The organism is Kitasatospora sp. GP82 (assembly GCF_029892105.1).
Classification (GTDB): domain Bacteria; phylum Actinomycetota; class Actinomycetes; order Streptomycetales; family Streptomycetaceae; genus Kitasatospora.
This window is the reverse complement of sequence record NZ_JARZAJ010000090.1, coordinates 1-7,979: the sequence shown is the minus strand read 5'-3', so window position 1 is coordinate 7,979 and position 7,979 is coordinate 1. Positions and strand designations below refer to the sequence as shown.

1 protein-coding gene is annotated in these 7,979 nt (G+C 69.0%); it reads left to right on the top strand.

What is annotated here, in order from left to right; genetic code table 11:
* Nucleotides 1–30 precede the first annotated feature (30 nt).
* Nucleotides 31–7,979: SDR family NAD(P)-dependent oxidoreductase (locus P3T39_RS36745; RefSeq protein ID WP_348534427.1), on the top strand; the 7,949-nt coding region annotated here is incomplete at its 3' end.

The following is a 7,979-nucleotide window of genomic DNA, read 5'->3' as shown; positions in this document are numbered from 1 at the left end:
CTGTCGTTTCAGGCGCCCACCATTCCCGTGGTGTCGAACCTGACGGGTGCGTTGGCCACGAGCGAGCAGCTGTGCTCCCCGCAGTACTGGGTGGAGCACGTCCGCGAGGCGGTGCGTTTCGCGGACGGCGTTCGCACACTGCACGCTGAGGGTGTGTCCCGGTTCCTGGAGGTGGGCCCGGACGGCGTCCTGACGGCCATGGCTGCCGAGTCGCTGTCGGACGAGGTCGCACTTGTGCCGATACTGCGCAGGCACCGGAGCGAGGAGGCCACGGCGCTGGACGCCGTGGCACAGCTCCATGTCTCGGGCACGACGGTCGACTGGCCCGTACTCTTCGAGGGGACCGGCGCCCGGCAGACCGATCTGCCGACCTACGCATTCCAGCACCAGCGCTTCTGGCCGCAGACCGGCACGACCGCCGCCGGCGATGTCGGCGCGGCGGGCCTGAAGGCGACGGACCACCCCCTGCTCAGCGCCTCGGTCGAACTGCCGGACAACGAAGGTCTGTTGTTCACGACCCGCCTGTCCGTGCAGTCGCACCCGTGGCTGGCGGATCACGTCGTGATGGGCTCTGTGCTGCTGCCGGGCACTGCCTTCCTCGAGCTGGCGATCCGCGCCGGCGACGAGGTGGACTGCGACGCGGTCGAGGAGCTGACGCTCGCCGCGCCGCTCGTGCTGCCCGAGCACGGCGGTGTACACCTCCAACTCCGCGTGGCATCCGCCGACGAGAACGGTCGCCGTACCTTCACCGTCCGATCGCGGTACGAAGGAGCCGACGACACATCGTGGGTTCGGCACGCGACCGGTGTGCTCGCGGCGAGGGAGCAGCATGCCTTCGACCTCGACACCTCGATCTGGCCGCCGACCGGGGCCGAGCCGGTGGACCTGGCCGGCCTCTACGAGCGGATGGCGGACAGCGGCTTCGGCTACGGCCCGGTGTTCCAGGGGCTGCGGGCCGCCTGGCGACTGGGCGACGACGTGTTCGCAGAGGTCGCGCTCCCCGACGGTGTCGACGGCGGCGCGTTCGGCCTGCACCCGGCGTTGCTGGACGCGGCGTTGCATGTGTCCGCGTTCAACGGGCTGCCGCAGGGCGTGGTGCCGTTCTCGTGGGAGGGCGTGTCGCTTCACGTGGCCGGTGCCTCGTCCGTGCGGGTGCGGGTGTCGCGTACGGGCGAGGAGTCGGTGTCGGTGGCGGTTGCCGACGCCGGTGGCGGTCCAGTCGCTTCGGTGGGTTCGCTGGTGGTGCGGTCGGTATCTGCCGATCAGCTGGGTGAGACACCGGTCTCCCGCGATTCGCTGTTCCGGCTGGACTGGGTGCCTGTTCGGGTGGCGGGCGATGCGTTGGTGTCGTATGCGGAGATCGAGGTGGACGCGGACGCTCTGGCGGAGCTCGCTGTCGATGTTCCGAGCACTGTGCTGGTTGCGTTGGCCGCTGCCGGTTCCGGTGGTGTGGTGGAGTCGGTGCATGCGCTGGTGTCGCGGGTGCTGGGTCTGGTGCAGTCCTGGCTCGCCGATGAGCGGTTCGCTGATTCTCGTCTGGTGTTTGTGACGCGTGGTGCGGTTTCCGGTGTGGATTTGGCCGGGGCGTCGGTGTGGGGTCTGGTGCGGTCGGCGTTGTCGGAGAATCCGGGCCGGTTCGGTCTGGTGGATCTCGATGGTGACGACCGGGCGTGCCAGGTGGTGCTTTCGCAGGTTCTCGCTCTGGATGAGCCGCAGGTGATGGTCCGGGATGGTGAGGTGCTGGTGGCCCGGCTGGCGCGGGTGGCCGTGTCTGAGTCGGTCGGCGGGCCGGTGTGGGGTGCCGGGGGAACGGTGCTGGTCACGGGTGGTACGGGTGGTCTGGGTCGGGTGGTGGCCCGTCATCTGGTGGTTGAGCACGGGGTGCGGAGTCTGCTGCTGGTGAGCCGTCGTGGGGCGGAGGCCGACGGTGTTGGCGAACTCATCGCAGAGCTCGCTGCTCTCGGGGCCGAGGTGGTCGTCGAGGCGTGTGATGTCGCGGACCGTTCGGCCGTGGCCGATCTGATCGCTCGTCACCCCGTCCGGGCTGTGGTGCACACGGCGGGTGTGCTGGACGACGGTGTGATCGCATCGCTCACTCCCGAGCGTGTGGCGGCCGTGCTGCGGCCTAAGGTGGACGCCGCGTGGAACCTCCACGAGGCCACCGCCGGACTCGACCTCGACGCCTTCGTCGTCTTCTCGTCGGTGTCCGGTATTTTCGGCGGCCCCGGACAGGCCAACTACGCTGCGGGCAACACGTTCCTGGACGCGCTGGCTTGGTATCGCCGGGCGCAGGGCCTGCCGGGAGTCTCGCTCGCCTGGGGGCCGTGGACCCAGGACGGCGGTATGACCGGCACGCTGTCCGAAGTGGACATCCGGCGCATCGCCCGGACCGGGATGCCCGAGCTCTCTCCGGCCGATGGCGCCGCGCTGTTCGACGCCGCGCTGGCAGTGGCGGAGCCCGTGGTGCTGCCGGTGCGCTTCGACTTCGCCGCGCTGCGCGCACAGGAGGAGGTACCCGCGCTGCTGCGTGGGCTGGTCCGGCCGCGCGTGCGCCGGTCGATGGTGGCAGGCTCGGCCGCAGCAGCCGGTCTGACCCAGCGTCTGACCGGGCTGTCGTCGGAGGAGCGGAGTGAGGTGCTTCTTGACCTGGTGCGTGGTCAGATCGCGCTGGTGCTGGGGCATGGTGGTGCGGCGGATGTTGATCCCGGACGGGCGTTCCAGGATCTGGGTTTTGATTCGTTGACGGCTGTTGAGTTGCGGAATCGTCTGGGTGTGGTGACGGGTCTGCGGTTGCCGGCGACGGTGGTGTTCGACTATCCGACGGCTGAGGCGCTGGTGGGTTTCCTGTTGGACGGTCTCTTCGGTGTGGATGCCGAAGTGGCGGTGGCGGTGCCGGTGCGGGTGTTGCCGTCGGTGGTGGACGATCCGGTGGTGATCGTGGGGATGGCGTGTCGCTATCCGGGTGGGGTGGAGTCGCCGGAGGATCTGTGGCGGCTGGTCTCGGGTGGTGTGGACGCGATCTCCGGTTTCCCGACGGATCGTGGTTGGGATGTCGAGTCGCTCTACAACGCTGATCGTGGGGTTTCGGGCACGTCGTACACGCGCTCGGGTGGTTTCCTGTACGAGGCGGGGGAGTTCGATCCGGAGTTCTTCGGGATGAGTCCGCGGGAGGCGTTGGCCACGGATGCGCAGCAGCGGTTGCTGTTGGAGGCGACGTGGGAGGCGGTCGAGCGTTCCGGGATTGATCCGGTGTCGTTGCGGGGCAGCCAGACCGGTGTCTTCGCGGGAGTGATGTACACCGACTACAGGGATGTGCTCGTCGGAGACCAGTTCGAAGGATTCCGCGGCAACGGCAGCGCTCCGAGTATCGCCTCCGGTCGTGTCTCGTACACCTTCGGCTTCGAAGGTCCTGCGGTGACGATCGACACGGCGTGCTCGTCCTCGCTGGTCGCCCTCCACTGGGCGGCGCAGGCGCTGCGTTCGGGTGAGTGCTCGCTCGCGGTGGCCGGTGGTGTGACGGTGATGTCCACCCCGAGTACGTTCGTCGAGTTCTCCCGCCAGGGCGGCCTGGCGGCCGACGGGCGCTGCAAGCCTTTTGCGGACGCAGCCGATGGTGTGGGCTGGTCCGAGGGTGTTGGTGTGCTGGTGCTGGAGCGTCTGTCGGATGCGCGGCGCAATGGTCACCGGGTGTTGGCGGTGGTGCGGGGTAGCGCGGTTAATCAGGATGGTGCGAGTAACGGTCTGACGGCGCCGAATGGTCCGTCGCAGCAGCGGGTGATTCGTCAGGCGTTGGCGAGTGGGGGTCTGTCCGCGTCGGATGTGGATGTGGTGGAGGCGCACGGTACGGGGACGACGTTGGGTGACCCGATCGAGGCGCAGGCGCTGCTGGCGACGTACGGGCAGGACCGTTCGGAGGAACGGCCTTTGTGGTTGGGGTCGTTGAAGTCGAACATCGGTCATACGCAGGCGGCTGCGGGTGTGGCGGGTGTGATCAAGATGGTTATGGCGATGCGGCACGGTGTGCTGCCCAGGACGCTGCATGTGGATGAGCCGTCCTCGCATGTGGACTGGTCGGCTGGTGCGGTCGAGCTGCTGACGGAGGAGACGGCCTGGCCGGAGAAGCAGGGGCCGCGTCGGGCGGGTGTGTCCTCGTTCGGGATCAGCGGCACCAACGCGCATGTGGTGCTTGAGCAGGCCGGGCCTGCTGAACTGCCGGTGTTTGATGGGCCGGTGGCGGAGCCGGGTGCCGTGCCGTGGGTGCTGTCGGGTAGGACGGAGGCGGCGCTGCGGGGTCAGGCGGCGCGGCTGCTGGCGCAGGTGCGGGAGCAGGGCGGGCTGCGGCCGGTGGATGTCGGTCTGTCGCTGGTCCGGGAGCGGTCGGCGTTCACGCACCGGGCGGTGGTGGTGGCTGCTGACCGCGATGGGGTGTTGCAGGCGTTGGCTGCGGGTGAGCCCGACGGTGGTGTGGTCGTGGGTTCGGTGCGTGGTGGGAAGAGTGCGTTCCTGTTCTCGGGTCAGGGGTCTCAGCGGCTGGGTATGGGTCGGGAGTTGTATGGGCGGTTCCCGGTGTTCGCGGAGGCGTTCGATGCGGTGTGTGCGGGGTTGGACGAGCATCTGGACCGGCCGTTGCGCGAGGTTGTCTGGGGTGAGGACGAGGGTCTGCTGAACCGGACCGTCTATGCGCAGGCGGGGTTGTTCGCCGTCGAGGTGGCGTTGTTCCGGCTGGTTCGGTCGTGGGGTGTGCGGCCGGACTTCGTGGCGGGGCATTCGATCGGTGAGGTGGCTGCGGCGCATGTGGCCGGGGTGTTCTCGCTGGCGGATGCCTGCACCTTGGTGGCGGCTCGCGGTCGGTTGATGCAGGCGTTGCCGGCGGGTGGGGCGATGCTCGCGGTTCAGGCACGTGAGGATGAAGTCCTGCCGTTGCTGGGTGAGTTGGTGTCGGTTGCGGCGGTCAACGGGCCGTCGTCGGTGGTGGTCTCCGGTGCCGAGGAGGCGGTGGAGGCGATCCGTGCCCACTTCGAGGCGCAGGGTCGTAAGGTGTCGAGGCTGCGGGTCTCGCACGCGTTCCACTCGCCGTTGATGGACCCGATGCTCGAAGAGTTCGGCCGGGTCCTGGAGGGCCTGTCGCTTCAGGCGCCCACCATTCCCGTCGTGTCGAACCTGACCGGTGCACTCGCTACCGGTGAGGAACTCTGCACCCCGCAGTACTGGGTGCGCCACGTCCGCGAGGCAGTGCGGTTCGCCGACGGTGTCGAGTGGCTCTCCGGACAGGGTGTGGCCCGGTTCCTGGAGTTGGGCCCGGACGGCGTCCTGTCGGCGATGGCCGCCGAATCCCTCGCCGACGAGGGCGTGCTGCTCGTTCCCGTGCTGCGCAAGGAGCGGGACGAGGAGACGACGGCCCTCCACGCGCTGGCGCGACTGCACGTCCACGGGGTGAAGGTGGACTGGACCACGCTGTTCGCCGGGACCGGCGCCCGCCAGGTGGACCTGCCCACCTACGCGTTCCAGCACCAGCGCTTCTGGCCTGCGGGCTCGGTGATGCAGACCGGTGATGTGCGATTCGCCGGCCTCGAACTGGCGGAGCACCCACTGCTCGGTGCGGCTGTGGAACTGGCGGGTTCCGACGGGTTCTTGTTCACGGGTCGGTTGTCGGTGCAGTCGCATCCGTGGCTGGCGGATCATGTGGTGATGGGTTCGGTGTTGGTGCCGGGTACGGCGCTGCTTGAACTCGCGGTGCGGGCCGGTGACGAGGTCGGCTGTGATGTGGTGGAGGAGTTGACGCTGGCCGCGCCGCTGGTGCTGCCCGAGCAGGGCAGCGTGCAGGTGCAGGTGAGCGTGGGCGCGCCGGACGAATCGGGACGGCGTGTGGTGAGTGTTCACTCCCGGCCTGGGGGCAGCCAGCAGGCGACTTGGACACAGCATGCGAGTGGTGTGCTGGCGTCTGGCGCGGTGCCGGTGTCGTTCGATGCGTCGGTGTGGCCGCCGGCGGGTGCTGAGCAGCTGGACGTGAGCGGCCTCTACGGCCGGATGGCCGAGGGCGGCTTCGAGTACGGCCCGGTGTTCCAGGGCTTGCGGGCTGCCTGGCGCCTAGACGACGAGGTGTTCGCCGAGGTCGCGTTGCCGGATGACGCGGATGGTGGTGCGTTCGGTCTGCATCCGGCGCTGTTCGACGCCTGTCTGCATGCGTTCGTGGTGGGCGGTGGTGAGGACGGTGCTTCGAATGGTGTGCCGTTCTCGTGGGCCGGGGTGTCGCTGTATGCGGCGGGTGCTTCGGCGGTGCGGGTGCGGTTGACGCGGTCCGGTGACGGCGGTGCGCTGTCGCTGGCGATCGTGGACACCACGGGCGCGCCAGTCGCGTCGGTGGACTCGCTGATAGTGCGGCCGATATCCGCCGACCAGCTGAACGAGGGTGTGGTCTCCCGCGATTCGCTGTTCCGCCTCGACTGGGTGTCTGTCCAGGTCGAGTCTGCGACGCACGAGAGGTTTGCTGTAGTCGGGCCGGATGCGGACACGCTGAGCGACCTGGCGGCGGAGGTTCACGCGGATCTGGAGTCGTTGGCGCAGGCTGCCGTCGATGTCCCAGGTACCGTACTGCTCCCGGCTGTCGTTGGTGTGTCGGAAGGGACGGCGGGTGCCGTTCACGCGCTGGTGTCGCGGGTGCTGGGTCTGGTGCAGTCGTGGTTGGCGGATGAGCGGTTTGCTGATTCTCGTCTGGTGTTTGTGACGCGTGGTGCGGTTTCCGGTGTGGATTTGGCCGGGGCGTCGGTGTGGGGTCTGGTGCGGTCGGCGTTGTCGGAGAATCCGGGCCGGTTCGGTCTGGTGGATCTCGATGGTGACGACCGGGCGTGCCAGGTGGTGCTTCCGCAGGTTCTCGCTCTGGATGAGCCGCAGGTGCTGGTCCGGGATGGTGAGGTGCTGGTGGCCCGGCTGGCGCGGGTGGCCGTGTCTGAGGCGGTCGGCGGGCCGGTGTGGGGTGCCGGGGGAACGGTGCTGGTCACGGGTGGTACGGGTGGTCTGGGTCGGGTGGTGGCCCGTCATCTGGTGGTTGAGCACGGGGTGGGGAGTCTGCTGCTGGTGAGCCGTCGTGGGGCGGAGGCCGACGGTGTTGGCGAACTCATCGCAGAGCTCGCTGCTCTCGGGGCCGAGGTGGTCGTCGAGGCGTGTGATGTCGCGGACCGTTCGGCCGTGGCCGATCTGATCGCTCGTTACCCCGTCCGGGCTGTGGTGCACACGGCGGGTGTGCTGGACGACGGTGTGATCGCATCGCTCACTCCCGAGCGTGTGGCGGCCGTGCTGCGGCCTAAGGTGGACGCCGCGTGGAACCTCCACGAGGCCACCAAGGACCTGGAGCTTTCGGCGTTCGTGGTGTTCTCGTCGGTGGCGGGGATCTTTGGTAGTGCGGGCCAGGCGAACTATGCGGCGGGTAACGCCTTCCTGGACGCGTTGGCTTGGCATCGCCGGGCGCAGGGCCTGCCGGGAGTCTCGCTCGCGTGGGGGCCCTGGGCGCAGACCGCCGGTATGACCGGTGGGCTGAGCGATGCCGAGGTGGAGCGCATCGCACGACTGGGCATGCCGCCGTTGTCGCCTGAGCAGGGGCTCACGCTGTTCGATGCCGCGTTGTCCGGCGGCCAGCCGGTCGTCCTGCCGGTCCGCCTGGACCTGGCAGCTCTGCGGGCGCAGGGTGAGATCCCCGCGCTGCTGCGCGGGCTCATCCGCACGCGTGTCCGCCAGTTGGCCGGGGCCGGATCCAGGGTCGCCGCCGACCTGTCCCAGCGGCTGGTCGGGCTGTCGTCGGAGGAGCGGCGTGAGGCGCTGTTGGACCTGGTGCGTGGTCAGATCGCCCTGGTGCTGGGCTACGCGGGACCCGAAGCAGTCGATCCGGCGCGGGCGTTCCAGGATCTGGGTTTTGATTCGTTGACGGCTGTTGAGTTGCGGAATCGTCTGGGTGTGGTGACGGGTCTGCGGTTGCCGGCGACGGT